Origin of the sequence: Microvirga brassicacearum, assembly GCF_008757455.1 — a bacterium.
Classification (GTDB): domain Bacteria; phylum Pseudomonadota; class Alphaproteobacteria; order Rhizobiales; family Beijerinckiaceae; genus Microvirga; species Microvirga brassicacearum.
Genome location: NZ_VCMV01000002.1, coordinates 15,951 through 33,003 on the forward strand (window position 1 = coordinate 15,951; position 17,053 = coordinate 33,003).

Genomic DNA, 17,053 nt, shown 5'->3' on the forward strand with positions numbered 1-17,053 from the left:
AGGGGAAGCGGGAGGTGATTGAAAACTTTGTGATCAGGAACTTCGTCCCGACCGGGATCGGCTAAGGTCGGGGCGCCTCGTCAGCGGGTGTTGTGCCGCAACCCCGCGGTCGTGAATCCGCCATCGACGCTGATGGTCTGGCCGGTGACGTAGCTCGCCTTGGAGCCATCGAGAAGAAAGATCGCCGCGCCGGCGATCTCGGCTGGCTGGCCGTAGCGGTTGAGGGGCACGGCGCGCAACCATTCGGCGCGCGACTCCGCCGTGTGCATCTCACGCACCAGCGGCGTCTCAATGGGGCCGGGTGCGACCGCATTGACGCGGATTCCCGCCGCGGCGAGTTCCACGGCCATGACCTGGGTCATGTTGATCACGCCGGCTTTGGATGAGCCGTAAGCGACGCGCCCTGAATTGCCGCGTATTCCGGACACGGAGGCCATGTTGACGATCGACCCGCCGCCATGCGCCTGCATGTGGCGCGCAACCTCGCGGGAGACGATGAAGCTGCCGATCAGATTGACCTCAAGGATCTTCCGGAACAAGGCCGCGCTCGTATCCATCGCCGGAATATCGCTTCCGATGCCGGCGGAATTCACCAGGCCGGTGATCGGCCCGAATTCTTCGGCACAGCGCGCGATGGTCCGCGCAACGGCCTCCTCGTCGGCGACGTCCAGTGTCTCGTAACGGACCCGGTCCGGTGCTTGGCGAAAGGAATCCCGGCATCGATCGAGACTTTGTGGGTCGCGATCGGCGATGATCGCGCGCCAGCCTTCGTTGAGCGCGGCCTCGACAATGGCCAGACCGATGCCGGAAGCGCCGCCCGTGACCAGAATTGTCTGCTGTTCCGACATGATGGTGCTTCCCTTATTGTCCGGTGGATTGTTGGGCTGGCACTTCCGCGCCCTTGGCTTCGAGCGGCAGGCAGCCCCGAGCCTCGAGCTCTGCCCGTACGGCCAGCTTGGTGATTTTGCCGTAGCCCGATTTCGGCAGGGCGTCCCAGAAGAAGACCCGTTTGGGCAGCTTGTAGCGGGAAACCTTGCCGTCCATCCACGTGAGAAGATCCCGCTCGTCCAGCCGCGCATCGGGCCGCAACACGCAGACGGCGATGCCGACTTCGCCCCAGGTTCGGTCCGGCACGCCGAGGATCGCGACCTCGGCCACCGCCGGGTGCGTGAGCATCTTCTCCTCGATTTCGCGCGGATAGACGTTGGAGCCGCCGGAGATATACATGTCGGAGGCGCGGCCGGTGATGTAGAGAAAGCCTTCCTCGTCCATGTGACCGAGATCGCCGGTGCGAAACCAGCCGTCCCGGAAAGCTTTCGCGTTGGCCTCGGGGTTGTCGTAATAGCCGGCAAACACCGCCGGACCGCAGACGCATATCTCGCCGGTCTCATCGGGCTGCAATTCGCGCCCCGCATTATCCTGAATCGAGACCTGCATTCCCGTGCGCTCAAACCCGCAGGTGCCGATCTTCACCGCGTCGCCGTCCTCTGGGTCGTGAAGTGCTGCGGGAAGCACCGTGATGTTGCCGGTGACTTCGCCGAGGCCGAAATACTGCACCAGCACTTTCCCCAATTTCTTCAGCGCGTGTTTCTGATCCTCCCGGTACATCGGCGCGCCGGCATAGATGACGTAGCGCAGGGACGAATGATCGTGCGCATCGACGGAGGGATGTTCAGTCAGCAGCTTCACGATCGTCGGCACGGTGAACATGTTGGTGATGCGCCAGCGCTCCACGAGCGCCCAAACCTCGTCGGCATCGAACCGGTCGCTCGTGAGCAGGACCGTCTTCACCCCGCGCGCCGTCTGCACCAGTTGATGAACGCCGGCGCCGTGGGAAAGCGGGGCAACCACCAGAGACGCATCCGCCTGGGTGGTGCCCGGCATGAGATCGCAGAGGTGGCTGGTGATGACGAAAGCAAGCTGCCCGTGTGTGAGGATCGCCGCCTTAGGCCGGCCCGTCGTGCCGGAGGTAAAGAAGAACCAACAGGGATCGTCGTGTTCCACCGGCGCGACCGCGACGGATTCTCCGAGGTGGCGCTCCACCAGCGCCTCGTAATCGTCGCCGAAGGCGGACGGCCCGATCGAGATCACCAACCGGAGGTCGGGCACGGCTTCACGCACCGCGGCGGCGTGCTCCGGAAAATCGTGCTGGCATATCATGACGGAAGCACCGCTCGCGGAGGCGAGATAGGCGACTTCGCCCGGCGTCTGGCGGAAATTCGTCGGCACCCACACCGCGCCGAGCCGGAAGCACGCGAACATCGACTCGAACATCTGGTTGCAATTTTTGGATTGAACCAGCACCCGGTCGCCTTTCGCGACCCCGCGTTCGGCCAGCGCCGACGCCATTGCGTCGATGCGGCGGTCGAGTTCGGCCCAGGTCCAGGTCGAGTCGCCCCACACAAATGCAATTTCCTGGCCGTATCGGCGGGCGGCCTGACGGACCAGATGCGAGAGGTTCATGACCCGCTTGGGAATGACGTTCATGATCTCGCCCCTGCATGCATGTCCAAATCCGTGGGTCGCGGAACAAACATTTTTCGCAACTTTTCCTCGATGCGCGCGACTTCGCGCTGCAGATGACGGGCCAATTCCGGCTGACGCTCGGGGCCGACGCGACTATCGATGGCCGCAAGGCTGAGGGCGCCCGCAATCCTGCCGTCGGGAAATCGGAACACGGCCCCGACCCCCCAGGAACTCGCGACGATCCGGCCTGGATTGAGCGCAAATCCACGCTGACGGGTTTTGGCGACGTCCTGGCGGATCTGATCCGCGCCATAGGCGGGATAGTGCGTCGTCATGACGGTGCGGTTGGCTGCCAGCACCGCTTCCATTTCCTCATCCGGCAATGCGGAGAGGATCGCAAGCGAGCCGGCGCCGATGCCGAGGGGATGTTGCAGACCGGCCTGCAGAGCGTGCGTGCGGACCGGGTAGGTGCCTTCCTCGCGATAGAGGCAGACCGAGAAGTTGTCCCGGCGCACCGAAAGGAAACTCGAATCCATCGTTGCCTCGGAGAGCGCGCGCAGGCTCTCCATGGAGAGTTCGAGCAATCCGTGCCGCCGCGAGGCGAGGACGCCGAGCACGAAGGCTTCGTCGCCAAGATAGTAACGGCGGGATCGCGGATCCTGCTCGACGAGGCGAGCGCGCATCAACGCCACCAGCAGCCGTCTCGCGGTCGGCTTGTTGAGACCGCTTTCCTCGACGATTTCGCTGAGGGCCAGGCCGTTCTCAGCGTCGCGCCCGACGAGTGCCAGCAGTCGCAAAGCGCGATCGACGCTCTGGGACCCCGAAAGCTCGCTGATGGAGGGCAGCTTGCCGTGCATGAATCGTCTCAACAGAGGTCCAGAATACGGACCGGTCTCGAATGCGTAACGCAGGCTAGTTGGACCGGCGCCGTATTGCAATGGATCGACGAGTGTGTATCCTCCCAGCTGTCCGCGATCAGAAAAATCTATAATGTGGACCTTCATCCTCTCCGATTCGTCGGGGACGTGAAGTCGGTGGAGGAAGCGAAACCACGGCGGCGTCACTCGCCCTGATGGCCGTCTGTTGCGGCCGGCGAGCGCTGGCGTCATGTTCGCCTTCCAGCGGAACTGGCGGGTCGTGCGGGTTCGCGCACGGCAAAATTTCTGAAAGAGTGCCGCTTGAAAAGCGACAGGCTGGATCTCGTCCAGCAGTGGCGTAACCACCGCCACAACCCGGAGACCAGGATACATGGCTGCTGGAATTGATGATCTCGCCCCGCTGTCCAGCGCGATCGAGCCTGACATGATCCGGACGGGCTCGCGCCTGCTCAGGCCTGTCGAGGCCATATCGGCGCTGCTCCTGTCGATCATCATCGTTCTTCTGCTGATGGGCGTGACATCGCGCTACGTCTTCTCGATCCCCGTCGTGTGGATCGACGAAGTGGCGTCGATCTGCTTCTTGTGGCTCGCCATGCTGGGCTCCGCCATTGCCCTCGACCGCAACGAACATCTTCGGCTCACCATCTTCCTGGGAATGTTCCCAAAAAACCTTCAGGGTTTCGTCCAGACGCTCGCGCTTCTCCTGATCGCCACCTTCCTGCTCGTCATGATGGAGCCCTCGGTCGATTATGTCATGGAGGAATGGTTCGTCACCTCGGCGGCCCTGAACATCCCGAACAGTTTCCGGGTTTCGGCAATCGCCTTCGGCATCTTCCTGATGTTCGCCATTGTCGTCTCCTACGCGATCCGCACCTCGACCGTGCGGGATCTCGTGATGAGCACTGCGTTGCTTGCCGCCATCGGAGCCCTATGCTGGCTCCTGTCTCCCACCCTGCTCGGCTGGGGCAATTACAACATCCTGATCTTCCTCGTCGGGTTCGTGGTCGTGTGCCTCGTCCTCGGTGTTCCGATCGCGTTCTGCTTCGGCGTCGGCACCATGTGCTTCCTCGCCTTCGCGACACATGTCCCGATCTTCGTCATGATCGGGCGCATGGATGAGGGGATGTCGAGCATCATCCTGCTATCGGTCCCGATCTTCGTGATGCTCGGCTGCGTGCTCGATGCGACCGGCATGGGCAAGGCGATCGTCGATTTCATGGCCTCGATGCTCGGTCACGTGCGCGCCGGCATGTCCTACGTTCTTCTCGGCTCGCTTTTCCTCGTGTCGGGCATTTCCGGTTCCAAGGTCTCCGACATGGCAACCGTCGCACCGGCGCTCTTCCCCGAAATGAAACGGCGCGGGCATAAGCCGAAGGAGATGATCGCGCTCCTGTCGACCGGGGCCGCCATGGCCGATACGGTGCCGCCGAGCATCGTTCTGATCGTGCTTGGCTCGGTCGCCGGGGTCTCGATCGCAGGCCTCTTCACCAGCGGCTTCGTGGTCGCCATGGTGCTGCTTGCAGCGCTGGCGGTTCTCGCGCGCTGGAAAGCCGGCAGCGAGGATCTCACAGGCGTGCGCCGTGCCTCGTTTCGGGTCATCCGCAATGCCGCGCTCATCGCAGCGCCTGCCCTCGTCCTGCCCTTCATCATCCGCAGCGCGGTGGGCGGCGGCGTCGCGACGGCCACCGAGGTGTCGACGATCGCGGTGCTCTATTCCATCGTCATCGGCATTGTCCTCTATGGCGGAATTTCCTGGCGGAAATTCTACGCGATGCTCGTCGAGACGGCGGCGCTCAGCGGCGCCATCCTGATGATCCTCGGCACCGCGCTCGCCATGGCATGGGCGCTGACCCAGACGGGTTTCGCCCAACAGCTCGCGACCCTGATGATCAACATGCCGGGCGGCTGGATCAGCTACATGGCGGTCACCATCGTGGTCTTCATGACGCTGGGCTGCGTTCTGGAAGGATTGCCGGCGATCGTTCTGATGGCGCCGATCATGTTTCCCATCGCCAAGAACCTCGGCATCAATGACATTCACTATTCCATGGTGGTCGTGACGGCGATGAATATCGGCCTGATGACGCCGCCCATCGGAATTGGCTTCTACATCGCGTGCAAGATCGGCAACGTGTCGCCCGACGAGGCCATGGGAGCGATCTGGCCTTATCTTCTGGCGCTGATCGTGGGCCTCATCTTTATCGCGGCGATCCCTGCGATTTCGACAGCCTTTGTGTGATAGGAAGGGCAAACCGCGTCGCGGGCTCAGCCCGAGACGATAAACCTTGATCGCGCTGGGAGCGTGGGCAAGGATGGGCGCACTTCGGCAGCGACGCAGGTTGCCAGGAATTCAAGAGACGTTCTGGCGGCGATGGCGGAAGCGCACATACGACGGCAGGAGAAAAACAAACCATGGGAGAGAAACAGATGAAGATTTCACGTCGGTCGATGCTTCAGGTCACCGCGTCCGCGGCACTGGTCAGCGGGTTCGGCGCTCGCGCGCAGACGGCTGAGTTCACCTACAAATACGCCAACAACCTGCCGGCCGCGCACCCGATGAACCTGCGCGCCACCGAAGCTGCGGAAAAGATCAAGAAGGAGACTGGTGGCCGGGTCGTCATCCAGATCTTCCCCAACAACCAGCTCGGCTCCGACACCGACATGCTGAGTCAGGTTCGCTCGGGCGGCGTCGAATTTTTTACGCTCTCGCCGCTCATCCTGTCCACGCTCGTGCCGAACGCGTCGCTCAGCGGCATCGGGTTCGCATTCCCCAATTACGACGCGGTCTGGAAGGCGATGGACGGGGAACTCGGGGCCTATGTTCGCGGCCAGATCGGCAAGGCCAACCTCGTCGTCATGGACAAGATCTGGGATAACGGGTTCCGCCAGATCACGAGCTCCAACAAGCCGATTCAGACGCCGGCCGACCTCAAGGGCTTCAAGATCCGCGTGCCCGTCAGTCCGCTCTGGACGTCCATGTTCACCGCCTTCGAATCCGCTCCGGCCAGCATCAACTTTGCGGAAGTCTACACCGCGTTGCAGACGAAAGTGGTGGACGGACAGGAAAACCCGCTCGCCATCATCTCCACGGCAAAACTCTTCGAGGTGCAGAAATACTGCTCGATGACGAACCACATGTGGGACGGATTCTGGTTCCTCGCCAACCGTCGTGCGTGGGAACGCCTGCCGGAAGATCTCCGCGCCATCGTCGCCCGGAACCTCAACGAGGCGGGCGTCGCCGAGCGCGCCGACGTGGCGAAGCTCAATGCGGGGCTGAAGGACGAGTTGGTCGCCAAGGGAATGATCTTCAACGAGCCGCAAGCCGCCCCGTTCCGCGAGGCATTGCGCAAGGCCGGTTTCTATGCGGACTGGAAGAAGAAGTACGGCGACGAAGCCTGGGCCATTCTCGAGAAGGCCGTCGGCAGCTCCTTGAGCTGACCAACCCCGCCCTCCCGGCGATGCGGCGTGCGGCTGCATCGCCGGGACGACCTCTGCGCCGTGGGCCGGCAGAGATCTAGGACACGATATGGTCGATCGACTGAAGGGGAAAACCGGCATCGTTTTCGGCGCGGGTTCCTCGGGACCTGGCTGGGGCAACGGCAAGGCCGCGGCGGTGGCCTATGCCCGCGAAGGCGCACAGGTCGCCTGCATCGACCTTGTGGCCGCGGCGGCGCAGGAGACCGCGGATATCATCGCCGGGGAGGGCGGCGTCGCCATCGCGATTGCGGCTGATGTGACTGATACGGGATTGGTCGCCAACGCGGTCAAGGAGTGCGTGGCCAGGTTCGGTCGCGTCGATATCCTGCACAACAATGTCGGTGTCACGCATATGGGCGGACCCATTGAATTGTCCGACGAACAGTTCGAAGCATCGCTCGCCCTGAACATCGGCCCGATCTATCGCACGGCGAAGGCCGTGATCCCGCACATGCTGGAACAGGGCGGCGGCGCCATCGTCAATATCTCGTCGCTCGCCGCCATTCGCTGGACCGGCTATCCCTATTTTGCCTATTACGCCACGAAAGCAGCGGTCAATCAGGCGACCGTAGCGCTTGCAATGCAATATGCGCGGCAGGGCATCCGTGCCAATTGCATCATGCCGGGGCTTATCGATACGCCGCTGATCTACAAGCAGATCTCAGGGCAGTATGCGTCTGTGGAAGAGATGGTGGCCGCCCGCAACGCGGCGGTTCCGGTCGGCCGGATGGGAACCGCATGGGACGTCGCCCACGCGGCGGTGTTTCTCGCCTCCGATGAGGCCCAGTTCGTGACCGGCATATGCCTGCCTGTCGATGGCGGTCAAAGTTGCGCGGTGGCGGAGTTTCGCTGAAATCGGAGCGCACGGGCGCTAAGGAGAACAGAATGGCATTCGCCACCACGAGCGATGGCGTGAAACTCTTCTATGAGAGCGCCGGCCAGGGGACGCCGATCGTCTTCGTCCACGAGTTCGGCGGCAATCATTGGAGCTGGGAACCGCAACTGAACTATTTCTCCCGGCGCCAGCGATGCGTGACATACGCAGCGCGCGGATATGCGCCCTCGGACATTCCCGATGATGTGGAGAAATATTCGCAAGCACGCGCCGCCGCCGACATCGTCGCCGTGATGGATGCGGCGGGGCTCGGCAAGGCTCATCTCGTCGGTCTCTCCATGGGCGCGTTCGCGTGCCTTCACGCCGCCATGCGATTCCCTGAGCGGGTTCTGTCGGCCGTTGTTGCCGGGATCGGCTACGGATCGGAGAAAAAACACGAAGCGTATTTCCGCGCCAACGCACAACAGGTCGCCGACGCCATTCAGCAACGCGGCGCGGAGAGCTTCGCCAAGACCTATGCGGAGAGCGCTTCGCGCGTGCAGTTTCAGGACAAGGATCCGCGCGGCTGGGCTCTTTTCGCGGAGCGGCTTTCACGCCATTCGAGCCTCGGTGCGGCCAACACCATGCGAGGTGTCCAGATGCGCAGACCCTCGCTCTACGATCTCGAAGCCGAATTGTCAGCGCTCGCTGCACCATTGCTGGTCGTATGCGGCGACGAGGACGATCACAGTCTTCTGCCGGGCATTTTCCTGAAACGCGTCGTGCCGCGTTCGGGTCTGTCGGTGTTGCCGAAATCCGGCCACACCCTCAACCTTGAAGAACCCGAGATGTTCAACCGCCTCGTCGCCGAGTTCATCGCGCAGGTCGAAGCCGGGCGCTGGGGGCCGCGCGACCCGCGTTCCAACCCGGCCGAGATCATGCGCGCGGATTGAACGGACGGAGGGGGATTGTGAGGCAAATTCGTCACCCAGGTCCGGTCGCGGCAACACGCACGAGCGCGATTGCCGATGCGCCGATTCACCTTCGCTTCACGCTTCAACCGGGCGATAGGGTGGATGCGGGGATTGCCAAGGGGTTCGCCGCCGCCGGCTGTCTTGGCGGAGTCGTCGCCTTCGATTCAGGCAGTTGCGATCCGTTTCAATTCGTCATCCCAGCCGTCTCGCGCGATGGCGCCCATGCGGCGTGGTACAGCGACGTCTTCTCGCCCGAGGGGGCGGTGGAGATGAAGCAATGCGTCGGGATCGTGGGCGATCGGGACGGCAAACCCTTCCTCCATTGTCATGGCATGTGGCAGACATCGGATGGTTTGCGGATGGGCCACATGCTCGCGCCAACTTGCGTCGTGGCTCAACCCATTGTCGTGACGGGGCTCGGGTTCGCGCACGCGACTTTCAGCGCCACCTATGACGCGGAGACGCATTTTACGCTGTTCGAGCCTGTGGCTGCGGGCGCGCAAGCTCCCAGCCCGCCGACTTCCTCACTGCTCGTCAGGGTGAGACCCAACGAAGACGTGTGCCTCGCGCTCGAGTCGCTCTGCACCTCTCATGGGATCGCGAGCGCGAACGTCTTCGGGATCGGCAGCCTGAACGAGGTGTATTTCGCCGACGGGCGGCAAATGCACTCCCACGCCACCGAGCTTCTCATCCGTCAAGGACGTGTGACGAGCGTGGATGGCGCGCCGCGCGCCCGTCTCGAGATCGCGGTGGTCGACATGGAAGGGAACATCAGCGAGGGCGAGATCCGGCGCGGCGACAATCCGGTCTGCGTCACCTTCGAACTGGTGATTGAGCCGCTCGCGCTTTTTCCCTGAAGCGCCTGTCCCCGAAGGCGCTTGCGAACCTTCCGCCCGCCGGAAACGGTCCGCCCAGAAGCTTTGCCGAACGCGCATAGGTCATATGCACTGACCTTTATTCCGCAATGCAGCAAATGCTGTAGGATGGCTGCCAAGAATAAGAACTGGAAGCGCTCGGGATCCTCGTGTCCAACACGCCAGGAGAAACCCAATGTCCATCGCCAACCCGGTCGCAGCGCATTTCGAAGCGCCTGCTGCCTCTCCTCGTCCGGCATTTTCGCTGCTTCGGCGATTCATCGCCGGCATCGCGGATGCGATCAGCGTCGCCAACCAGCGCAGGGCCCATCGCGAGATCGGCCGCTTCGTGGCGCGCAACGGCGGCCTGCTCACCGATGACGTCGAGCGCCAGATCGGCAACCGCTTCGGTCAGGGCTGAACCGCCGTCCGTCTCCGCCTAAGATACTCCCCCGCACGGCTCGTCACCAAGACCAGGCTCCTCCATGTTGATGTCCATCCTTATGAACAGGGTTCGCGCGTGGCTCGCGTATCGCGAAACGGTCTTTCAGCTTGAGCGCCTGGACGAACGTGACCTGTCGGATCTCGGCATCGGTCGTCGTGATATCAGGCGCCTCGCCCGCGAGGCGACAAAAGCCGCCCGGGGCAAGCCGGGCAAGGCTGTCGGCAAAATAGCGACCCAGGAATCCTGAGACGCGCGCCGTTTATCGGCCGAGGTTCTGCATCTGCGCGGCGGCATAGCGCGTGCCGGCAGCAGAGCCCGGCGGGATGATGGTGTCGATGCGCGCCAAGTCCCCGGCGGTGAGCGTCACCTGCAGCGCACCCACATTCTCGTCGAGATAGCGGCGCCGTTTTGTTCCGGGAATCGGCACGATGTCGTCGCCCTGCGCCAAAACCCAGGCGAGCGCGAGTTGCGCCGGCGTGCAGCCCTTGTCTTTCGCCATGGCTCCGATTTCGCGCACCAGATCGAGATTTTTCTGGAAATTCTCACCCTGGAAACGCGGCGTCGTGCGGCGATAATCGCCTTCCTCGAGATCATCGATGCTTTTGATTTGCCCGGTGAGGAAGCCCCGTCCGAGGGGAGAGTAGGGCACGAAGCCGATCCCGAGTTCCCGCACGGTCGGCAAGAGCTCGTCTTCCGGATCGCGGCTCCAGAGCGAATACTCCGTCTGCAACGCCGCGATGGGATGGACCGCATGTGCCCGGCGAATGGTCTGCGGCCCGGCCTCGGAGAGGCCCAGATGCCGCACCTTGCCTTCGCGCACGAGATCCGCCATCGCCCCAACGGTATCCTCGATGGGCGTATTGGGATCGACCCGATGCTGGTAATAGAGGTCGATGGTCTCGATCCCGAGCCGCTGCAAGCTCGCCTCGCACGCCCGCCGGACATAAGTCGGCGTGCCGTCGATCCCCAGATGCGTGCCATCCGGCGCGCGCACATTGCCGAATTTGGTGGCGATGGTGACTGCATCGCGCTTCCCGCGAATAGCACGGCCGACGAGTTCTTCGTTGCGGCCGACACCATACATATCGGCCGTATCCAGAAACGTCACGCCGAGATCGATCGCCCGATGCAACGTGGCAATCGCCTCGTCCTCGTCGCGCCCCCCATAAAAATCCGACATGCCCATGCAGCCGAGGCCGATCGCGGAGACTTCGAGATTTCCAAGGTGGCGTCGTTGCATGGTCAAACTCCTGCGTGCGTTCATATCGCGGCGGACATCGCTACCGTCGGTCAACAGAACTGGGGCTCAAGCGGATGAAGTCGAGCCCCCGCTTCGACGCTTCCGCCGAAGGCAGCAGAATTCTTGGCCAGATAGGGCGGGAGTTGAATTTTACAGGCTCCGGCCGAAATCATACTCGTCAAGCGGGTGAGGTTCGGCTCCCCACGTGGGCTGCTTCGCGTTCGGGAGGGGAGGACACCGTTACATGGTTTTCTCGCGATCGAGCAGAATTCTGATTCTCATCGTTCTTTTATCCGGCTGTGACTTCCCGCGGGATGCTGCGGGATCGCTTGATCGAATCCGCTCGACGGGGGTGGTCCGCATCGGTTTCAGCCAGCGTGAGCCTTGGGTCATCAAGGCGAGTGGCGAGGTTGGGGGGATCGAGCCGCGCCTGATCCGCGCTTGGGCTGCAAAGCTTGGCGCGCGCATCGAGTGGGTCGAAGGCGCCGAGACTGTCCTGATTGACGCGTTGCATCACCGCCAACTCGACGTCGCAATCGGCGGCTTCGTGGACGACTCGCCGTGGGAAAAGCACGTCGGCATGAGCCAACCCTTTGCGCATGCGGCAGTCGTCATTGCCAAGCCGCGCGATGGGAATGGCCAATCGCCCACGCAAAATGCGGCAGGGCAGATCGTGGGCTACCCTGGGACCCGCCCCGACTTCGCCGGGCTCGTTGCTGATGCGGGCGCGATACCGATCCTCGCGCAGGGGCAGCGGCCTGGCGCCGTCGCCGCTTACGACTTCGAGCTCGATCGGACCGGCCTTCAATCCGCGGGTACTATCCTCTCGCGAGAACGCCATGTGATGACCGTGGCCCCCGGGGAGAATGCGCTGCTGCTCTCGCTCGATCGGTTTCTGGCATCCGCTGCCGATCAGGCTCTCGTCGGAGGAAGCGGCCTGTGAAGCCAGTCGATCCCTTCGAGTTTCCGCCGGAGCAGATGGCGGCCTACAAGCGGGCACGGCGGCTCGAATATTTCACGCTGGTCTATATCGGCTCGGCTGCGCTGTTTCTCTACCTCACGATGGGAAATTCGCAGGCGATGCGCACGAGTTGGCTCGAGGACATGATCAGTCTCGTGCCGGCGCTGGCATTCCTGATCACGACCCGCGTCGCCAGATTGCCTGCCCGGTCTGGCTTTCCCTACGGCTTCCACTCGGCAATCTCAATCGGCCATCTCACCGCCTCGCTCGCGCTTTTGGTCATGGGTCTTTTTCTCCTCGGCGAGGCTGTCCTCACGCTTGCCACCGGCGAGCGGCCCAGCATCGGCGGGTTCACTATTTTTGGCCACACCGTCTGGGCCGGCTGGCCGATGCTCGCGGCTCTCGCCTACACGGGAATTCCTTCGTTTTTTCTCGGGCGGGCCAAAGCCCGACTGGCGCCGCAGATCAACGACAAGATTCTGCACGCCGACGCCGATATGATGAAGGCCGATTGGATGTTCGAATGCGCGACGGCGATCGGCGTGGTTGGAATCGGATTTGGCTTCTGGTGGATGGACGGAGCGGCTGCGGCCATCGTCTCAGCCAACATCGTGCGCGATGGAATCGTCAACCTGTCTGCCGCCGTCGCGGATCTGATCGACGAGGCGCCGCGAAAGACAACGGATCGCACACAGGTTGAACCTGTGCCGCAGGAGCTCGCCCGTTATCTCGAGTCCTTTCCCTGGGTCGAAAAAGCCGAGGTGAGGATGCGGGACGAAGGGCATGTTCTCGTCGGCGAGGCATTCATCGTGCCCCGCAGGACAGACGATCTCGTCGACAAGATCGCCGACCTGACCGAAAAAGCGAAGTCCTACCACTGGCGCATTCGCGACCTCGTGGTGATGCCGGTGACACATGCCGAATTGAGCGGAATCGATAAGGGCATGAAGTCGAATTCAGCGCCTCACGCGGGCCTGGACCCCGCGACATTCAGATGATTTCGCGCACAGTATCCGAGGCAATCGTCAGCGCGATCCGGCCGGCATTGGGCGTACCGCTCGCCAGCGATTGAGCGAGCTTGGCCGCTTGCTTGAGCGTCACCTTGGGCGGCATCGGCGGCTCGTGCGGGTCAACGAGCGCTTCGACCAGGACTGGCCCCGGTGTGGCGAGCGCCTGTCGCAGAACTTCGCTGCAGCTTGCCGGATCATCGATCCTGAAGCTCGCCACCCCGAAGCCCTCCGCCACGGTCGCAAAATCGATCGGCTGAAGGTCGCAGACATATTCCGGGTTTCCGAGGAAGACCATCTGTTCCCATTTGATCTGGCCAAGCGTGTTGTTCTTGATGACGATGATTTTCACGTCGAGTTTGTACTTCACGGCCGTTGCCAGTTCGCAGATCAGCATCGACAGGCCGCCGTCGCCGATGAAGCAGACGGCCTGTCGGCCGGGATAAGCGATCGCCGCAGCATTGGCATACGGCAAGGCGCAGGCCATGGTCGCGAGATTGCCCGAGCACGAGAACATCATGCTGCCCCTTATGTCGATATGGCGCGCGGCCCACGTCGTGATCGTTCCGGAATCGGTCGCGATGATCGCGTCATCGGAGAGAAGCTTGTTCAGTTCGTGCGCAACCACCTGCGGCTTCATTGGCATGTCGGTGCGCGTGCCCCGTTCTGTCATCAGCGCGCGCCATTCCTGCATTCCCGCCTGCGCCGTCTCCAGGAACGAGCGATCCTGATGATAATCGAGCTTTGGCAGGAGCATCTGGAGCACGCGGGCGGCAGCGCCGACGAGCGCCGCATCGACCGGGTAGCGTAGTGAAACCCGTTTTGCGTCGAGTTCGATCTGGACGCACTTCGCCTTGCCGGGCTTGGGATAATACTCGATATACGGAAAGCTCGAGCCGATGATGAGCAGCGTATCGCAGCCTTCCAGCGCCTCCTGGGATGGTGTTGTGCCGAGCAGGCCGATGCCGCCGGTCGTGGAAGGATGATCGTCGGGCAGAACGCCTTTGCCGAGGAGCGGCTTTATCACCGGCGCGCCGAGCCGTTCGGCAATCGCTTCGACCTCCACCCGCGCTCCGAGCGCGCCACGTCCGGCCAGGACCGCAATCTTGCGTCCTTCGTTCAGGATCGCGGCTGCGCGAGCGAGCTGATCGTCCGTCGGCACATGCGCGCCCTCCGCCATCAGATCGGAGATATGGTGGGCGACATTGCGCTCCGAACGGCTGTCGGATTTCAAAGACTGCGACTGGAGGTCGACCGGCATGGTGACATGCGCAACGCCCCGGTAGGCCAGTGCGGTTCGACATGCCAGCCCGACGGAGTTCTCCACGTGGGTCGGGCTCATGATGCGCGTGTTGTAGACGCAGACATCCGCGAACAACTTGTCGAGTTCGACATCCTGCTGCGTGTGCGTGTTGATCAGGTCATGGAATTGCAATCCGGTGATCGCGAGCACCGGCTGACCGTCGAGCTTGGCGTCATAGAGACCGTTGAGCAGGTGGATACCGCCGGGACCGGAGGTCGCGAGGCAGACGCCGAGCCGGCCCGTCCACTTGGCATACGCACAGGCCATGAACGCGGCCGCTTCCTCGTGCCGGACTTGCACGAAGCGGATCCTGTCCTGTTTCTGCCGCAGCGACTCAATGATGCCGTTGATGCCGTCGCCGGGAATGCCGAAGATCGTGTCGACGCCCCAATCCATCAGAGTGTCGACGAGAACGTCGGATGCGGTGGTGGCCATCGGTATCGTCCTCGTCCATGTGCCGACCGGTGTGCCTGTCAGGTCCGAGTCCTCAGGGAATCGTTGTGACGCAAGGCACCGGTTCAACAAACGCCGACGGCTGAACGTTCCAGGCCGATTCCGCTACGGCCGAGTTCCCAACAATGCCGCCCCGGCGGAAGCGCATGGGAGATCGAAATCAGAGATGCGCCTGGTGTAGCTTTATGGCGAGCCGGGCTGTCAGCGCCCGACCGACCTCTTCAATGCGGACAACGCGCTCCGCTCGCGGCTCAGCATATGAGGGCAGGGCGCAAGCGGTGAAGCTGAGATCGGCCTAAACGCCCTCACACCCCAGCCGCTTCAATGTCTCATCGACCCAGGGCTTGGAAACACGGCCTTCCTGGGTCGCCGCCATGATCTTTGCCTCAGCGTCCTGCTTGGCGCACGCGTCTCGGTAGACCTTCGTGGTGTCGTCGAAGGGCACGCAGAGCAGGCCATCGTCGTCGCCAAGAATCAAATCGCCGGGTTCGACGACCATGCCGTCAATTGCGATTGGAACGTTGATTTCGCCGGGTCCGTCCTTGTAAGGGCCACGATGCGTGACGCCCGCAGCGAAGACCGGAAATTTTCCGATACGGATGGCGCCGTAGTCGCGCACGGCGCCGTTGATCACAATTCCGCTCAAGCCGATTTTCTCCGCATGAGCGAGCATGAGTTCGCCGATGATCGCATTGGTCAGGTCGCCGCCGGCATCCACCACGATGACGTCGCCCGGTTCGGCGATTTGCAGGGCCTTGTGGACCATCAGATTATCGCCGGGGCGGGTGCGCACCGTCAGGGCCGGTCCTGCAAGAATGCCTTCGGCGTGAAGTGGACGCAGCCGTGGCCCAGCAGCCGTGATGCGCGACATGACATCGCTTACGTTCGCGACGGGCAGCTCCCTAAACTGACGCACAACCTCTGCGCCGACCTTGCGGCTGCGCGGCAGAACTCTGAATCCGATGGTCACTCTATTCCTCCTCTTTGGCATGAAATAATGTTGGCGCGGGGCCGCGGTTACAAAGCGGCGCGCTTCGCGATCGTTATCCCGCGGCGTATGTGGCGGCCTGGAATTGTGGGTTCGCGACGCTTCTGAGATCGGGCCCATCACCGTCAAGGACACTGATGATGTGGTGCGCGGCGGTCTCCGCCATCGCCCGGATGGCTCCCTTCGCGGCACCCCCCGTGTGCGGCGTCACGATGATGTTGGGCAGCGCCCACAGGGGATTGTCTTTCGCAGGGGGTTCCGTCGCGAAGCTATCGAGGCCGGCGCCTGCGATGATTCCCGTCCGCAAAGCCTCGACCAGCGCTATTTCGTCCACGATGCCTCCGCGTGCGGTATTCACGAAAAACGATGTCGGCTGCATGCGGGCAAGACGCTCGGCGTTGATCAAGTGACGCGTTTCGTCCGTCAGCGGGCAATGCAGGCTGACGATGTCCGAGGTCGCCAAGACTGCGTCGAGGTCGGTTTCCCGCTGCACGCCCGCCGGTAGTTCGGTGGTGTAGGGATCGAAGACGACGACGCTCATGCCGAGGGCCCGGGCAATGGTTGCAACTTCTTTGCCAATGGCGCCGAACCCAACGAGGCCCAGCTTCGCGCCACAAAGATCCCTGCCGATGTAGCTCGCCTTTGGCCACGCGCCGCCTTTCACCGCACGATCAAGCGGAACAATGTCCTTCAAGAGTGCGATCGAAAGCGCGATGGTGTGCTCAGCAACCGAGCGTGCGTTGGCGCCCAAGGCGCGAAGGACCGGAATCCCTCGCCGGGCGGCTGCGGCGAGATCGATATTGTCGACCCCGGTGCCATGCTTGGCGATGACCCTCAGGCGCGGCGATGCGCCGATGACCGCCTCGTCGACCTTTCCCTGACGGACAATGAGCCCCTCGATCTGAAGGTCTGCCGCGAGCTTGGCGATGGCGTCCGAAGAGGCGTAAGGCTCACAATAATGGGTCTCGAGGTTGTGCATCTTCAGAGTTGCGACGGCTTCTTCCGCCAGGGCTGATCCGGTGACCAGCACCGCGCGTGCAGGCCCCGGCTGCGCGTCGTGTTTCGGCTGAAATTCCCCAGGTCGAGTTCCCAGCACTTTTTTCTCCCACGTCAAACATATGCGGCGCGGACCAATCGTCGGCCCGATTCGCTGAACAAACAAAAAGGAGCCGTGCGACGAAATCTTCGTGCGT

At 62.8% G+C, this 17,053-nt stretch carries 16 protein-coding genes; 9 read left to right on the forward strand and 7 right to left on the reverse strand.

Going from position 1 to position 17,053, the window contains the following annotated elements; all coding sequences use genetic code 11:
- Positions 1-80: 80 nt before the first annotated feature.
- Genes FEZ63_RS00645 through FEZ63_RS00655 form a run of 3 tightly spaced genes read right to left on the reverse strand, consistent with a single transcriptional unit; the run spans position 81 to position 3,323 of the window.
- Complete coding sequence (locus tag FEZ63_RS00645) at positions 81-848, reverse strand: SDR family NAD(P)-dependent oxidoreductase (protein ID WP_150941711.1); 768 nt, start codon at positions 846-848, stop codon at positions 81-83.
- A gap of 13 nt (positions 849-861) precedes the next feature.
- A complete protein-coding gene (locus FEZ63_RS00650; protein ID WP_150941712.1) occupies positions 862-2,487 on the reverse strand; it encodes an acyl-CoA synthetase in 1,626 nt (541 codons plus the stop codon).
- Complete coding sequence (locus FEZ63_RS00655; RefSeq protein WP_150941713.1) at positions 2,484-3,323, reverse strand: IclR family transcriptional regulator; 840 nt, start codon at positions 3,321-3,323, stop codon at positions 2,484-2,486. The genes FEZ63_RS00650 and FEZ63_RS00655 overlap by 4 nt, the downstream gene beginning before the upstream one ends.
- Positions 3,324-3,768: 445 nt before the next feature.
- Between FEZ63_RS00655 and FEZ63_RS00660 the strand changes: the two genes are divergently transcribed.
- The 7 genes from FEZ63_RS00660 to FEZ63_RS26120 all read left to right on the forward strand — a co-directional run bounded on the left by FEZ63_RS00660 (position 3,769) and on the right by FEZ63_RS26120 (position 10,155).
- The gene (locus tag FEZ63_RS00660) at positions 3,769-5,583 is read left to right on the forward strand and encodes a TRAP transporter large permease (protein WP_244622587.1); all 1,815 of its coding nucleotides are present in this window, start codon (positions 3,769-3,771) and stop codon (positions 5,581-5,583) included.
- 188 nt (positions 5,584-5,771) lie between these two features.
- Positions 5,772-6,782, forward strand: a complete 1,011-nt coding sequence (locus tag FEZ63_RS00665; RefSeq protein ID WP_150941715.1) for a TRAP transporter substrate-binding protein — start codon at positions 5,772-5,774, stop codon at positions 6,780-6,782.
- Between the two features lie 88 nt (positions 6,783-6,870).
- A complete protein-coding gene (locus FEZ63_RS00670) occupies positions 6,871-7,674 on the forward strand; it encodes an SDR family NAD(P)-dependent oxidoreductase (RefSeq protein WP_150941716.1) in 804 nt (267 codons plus the stop codon).
- Positions 7,675-7,706: 32 nt separating this feature from the next.
- Positions 7,707-8,588, forward strand: a complete 882-nt coding sequence (locus FEZ63_RS00675) for an alpha/beta fold hydrolase (protein WP_150941717.1) — start codon at positions 7,707-7,709, stop codon at positions 8,586-8,588.
- A gap of 17 nt (positions 8,589-8,605) precedes the next feature.
- The gene (locus tag FEZ63_RS00680; protein ID WP_150941718.1) at positions 8,606-9,466 is read left to right on the forward strand and encodes a PCC domain-containing protein; all 861 of its coding nucleotides are present in this window, start codon (positions 8,606-8,608) and stop codon (positions 9,464-9,466) included.
- A 193-nt stretch (positions 9,467-9,659) separates the two neighbouring features.
- Positions 9,660-9,884, forward strand: a complete 225-nt coding sequence (locus FEZ63_RS00685; RefSeq protein WP_150941719.1) for a hypothetical protein — start codon at positions 9,660-9,662, stop codon at positions 9,882-9,884.
- Positions 9,885-9,948: 64 nt separating this feature from the next.
- The gene (locus FEZ63_RS26120) at positions 9,949-10,155 is read left to right on the forward strand and encodes a DUF1127 domain-containing protein (RefSeq protein WP_420846243.1); all 207 of its coding nucleotides are present in this window, start codon (positions 9,949-9,951) and stop codon (positions 10,153-10,155) included.
- A gap of 12 nt (positions 10,156-10,167) precedes the next feature.
- Here FEZ63_RS26120 and FEZ63_RS00695 read toward each other — a convergent pair whose 3' ends face one another.
- Entirely contained in the window at positions 10,168-11,148 is a 981-nt protein-coding gene (locus FEZ63_RS00695) for an aldo/keto reductase (protein WP_150941720.1), read from the reverse strand.
- Between the two features lie 244 nt (positions 11,149-11,392).
- Between FEZ63_RS00695 and FEZ63_RS00700 the strand changes: the two genes are divergently transcribed.
- On the forward strand, positions 11,393-12,091 hold the full coding sequence (locus FEZ63_RS00700; RefSeq protein ID WP_150941721.1) for a transporter substrate-binding domain-containing protein: 699 nt from the start codon (positions 11,393-11,395) through the stop codon (positions 12,089-12,091).
- Entirely contained in the window at positions 12,088-13,107 is a 1,020-nt protein-coding gene (locus FEZ63_RS00705; protein WP_150941722.1) for a cation diffusion facilitator family transporter, read from the forward strand. Before FEZ63_RS00700 ends, FEZ63_RS00705 begins: the two co-directional genes overlap by 4 nt.
- Here the strand turns inward: FEZ63_RS00705 and FEZ63_RS00710 are convergent.
- The 3 genes from FEZ63_RS00710 to FEZ63_RS00720 all read right to left on the reverse strand — a co-directional run bounded on the left by FEZ63_RS00710 (position 13,100) and on the right by FEZ63_RS00720 (position 16,956).
- Positions 13,100-14,854 (reverse strand): thiamine pyrophosphate-dependent enzyme, encoded by a 1,755-nt coding sequence (locus FEZ63_RS00710; RefSeq protein ID WP_150941723.1) that lies wholly within the window; start codon positions 14,852-14,854, stop codon positions 13,100-13,102. The genes FEZ63_RS00705 and FEZ63_RS00710 overlap by 8 nt on opposite strands.
- 313 nt (positions 14,855-15,167) lie before the next feature.
- Entirely contained in the window at positions 15,168-15,842 is a 675-nt protein-coding gene (locus tag FEZ63_RS00715) for an RraA family protein (protein WP_150941724.1), read from the reverse strand.
- 73 nt (positions 15,843-15,915) lie between these two features.
- Positions 15,916-16,956, reverse strand: coding sequence for a hydroxyacid dehydrogenase (locus FEZ63_RS00720; RefSeq protein ID WP_244622580.1), 1,041 nt, complete (start codon positions 16,954-16,956; stop codon positions 15,916-15,918).
- Between the last annotated feature and the right edge of the window lie 97 nt (positions 16,957-17,053).

Bases quoted from the DNA above. Each gene is read 5' to 3' on its own strand.
- FEZ63_RS00645 (WP_150941711.1), bottom strand. From the start codon at position 848: ATGTCGGAACAGCAGACAATTCTGGTCACGGGCGGCGCTTCCGGCATC.
- FEZ63_RS00650 (WP_150941712.1), bottom strand. From the start codon at position 2,487: ATGAACGTCATTCCCAAGCGGGTCATGAACCTCTCGCATCTGGTCCGT.
- FEZ63_RS00655 (WP_150941713.1), bottom strand. From the start codon at position 3,323: ATGCACGGCAAGCTGCCCTCCATCAGCGAGCTTTCGGGGTCCCAGAGC.
- FEZ63_RS00660 (WP_244622587.1), top strand. From the start codon at position 3,769: ATGATCCGGACGGGCTCGCGCCTGCTCAGGCCTGTCGAGGCCATATCG.
- FEZ63_RS00665 (WP_150941715.1), top strand. From the start codon at position 5,772: ATGAAGATTTCACGTCGGTCGATGCTTCAGGTCACCGCGTCCGCGGCA.
- FEZ63_RS00670 (WP_150941716.1), top strand. From the start codon at position 6,871: ATGGTCGATCGACTGAAGGGGAAAACCGGCATCGTTTTCGGCGCGGGT.
- FEZ63_RS00675 (WP_150941717.1), top strand. From the start codon at position 7,707: ATGGCATTCGCCACCACGAGCGATGGCGTGAAACTCTTCTATGAGAGC.
- FEZ63_RS00685 (WP_150941719.1), top strand. From the start codon at position 9,660: ATGTCCATCGCCAACCCGGTCGCAGCGCATTTCGAAGCGCCTGCTGCC.
- FEZ63_RS26120 (WP_420846243.1), top strand. From the start codon at position 9,949: ATGTTGATGTCCATCCTTATGAACAGGGTTCGCGCGTGGCTCGCGTAT.
- FEZ63_RS00695 (WP_150941720.1), bottom strand. From the start codon at position 11,148: ATGCAACGACGCCACCTTGGAAATCTCGAAGTCTCCGCGATCGGCCTC.
- FEZ63_RS00700 (WP_150941721.1), top strand. From the start codon at position 11,393: ATGGTTTTCTCGCGATCGAGCAGAATTCTGATTCTCATCGTTCTTTTA.
- FEZ63_RS00710 (WP_150941723.1), bottom strand. From the start codon at position 14,854: ATGGCCACCACCGCATCCGACGTTCTCGTCGACACTCTGATGGATTGG.